The organism is Saccharopolyspora sp. NPDC000995, from assembly GCF_053599315.1.
In genome coordinates, this window is record NZ_JBSFLZ010000339.1 from 1 (window position 1) to 1,335 (window position 1,335).

Annotated in this window: 1 protein-coding gene; it reads left to right on the plus strand. The window is 67.0% G+C overall.

Annotated features, from left to right (window positions below; translation table 11 throughout):
• Positions 1-113: 113 nt before the first annotated feature.
• Positions 114-1,335: hypothetical protein (locus ACWDKQ_RS36195; protein WP_450143245.1), on the plus strand; the 1,222-nt coding region annotated here is incomplete at its 3' end.

Sequence of the window (1,335 nt, forward strand, 5' to 3'; positions counted from 1 at the left end):
TCCCGCACTCGGTGCAGGGAACACTCTCGGCCCCGGTGATCAGGTGGACAGGCACACCAGGACCAAGCCACACCGCCACACCTGAGGAAAAAAAGACAAAGCATGCAGCAGCGGTGAAGAATTGGCGGGCTCGCAAGAAGGAGAAGCGGGCGCAGGGGGAAGCACGGTTGCGGGAGCTCGTGGCTCGGCAGTCGGAGTTGGGAGAGGAGCTGCGGCAGGCCGAGTCTCGGGAGGCGGAGTGGGCGCAGTGGCCGGGGTTGGTGGCGGGTTTGCACGAGTGGGATGAGACCCGGCCGGCAGCGGAGTTGGCGGCGTTGCGGGGGCGTATTGAGGATTTGCGGGCGAAGTTGGCGGAGTTGGCGGGGCGTATCAAGGAGGTGCAGGCGGAGCGGGCCACGATGGCGAACGCCGAGGCGGACAGGAAAGCGAAGCACGCAGCAGCGCAGAGGAAGTGGCAGGCTCGCAAGAAGAACGAGCGGGCTGAGCTGGCTGCCGATGGGCGGGCGCGGCTGGGAGAGCTCGTGGCTCGGCAGTCGGAGTTGGGAGAGGAGTTGCGGCAGGCCGAGTCTCGGGAGGCGCAGTGGGCGCAGTGGCCGGGGGTGGTGGCGGGTTTGCACGGATGGGATGAGGCCCGGCTGGCAGCGGAGTTGGCGGCGTTGCGGGGGCGTATTGAGGATTTGCGGGCGGAGTGGGCGGAGTTGGCGGGGCGTATCGCGGCGACGCAGGCCGAGCTGGACACGATAGCGAACGCCGAGGCGGACAGGAAAACAAAGCACGCAGCGGAGGAGAGGAAGCGGCAGGCTCGTGAGAAGGAAAAGCAGGCGCAGGTGGAAGCATGGTTGGGGGAGCTTGTGACTCGGCAGGCGGAGTTGGCGGCGTTGCCGGAGCTGGATGCCGACATGCAGGCGGAGTTGGAGGCGTTGCCGGGGCATATCAAGGCGGCGCAGGCCGAGCTGGACACGATAGCGAACGCCGAGGCGGACAGGAAGGCAAAGCACGCAGCAGAGCAGAGGAAGTGGGAGGCTCGTAAGAGGGAGAAGCAGGCGCAGGCGGAAGCACGGTTGGGGGAGCTTGTGACTCGGCAGGCGGAGTTGGCGGCGTTGCCGGAGCCGGATGCCGACATGCAGGCGGAGTTGGAGGCGTTGCCGGGGCATATCAAGGCGGCGCAGGCCGAGCTGGACACGATAGCGAACGCCGAGGCGGACAGGAAGGCAAAGCACGCAGCATCGGCGAGGAAGTTGCGGGCTCGCAAGAAGGAGGGGCGGGTTGTGGAGGGGCAGGTTTCCTCTGGTGGGGAAGGGTCTTCGTTTGCTGGTGGGTCTCCTGCTGTGGTGA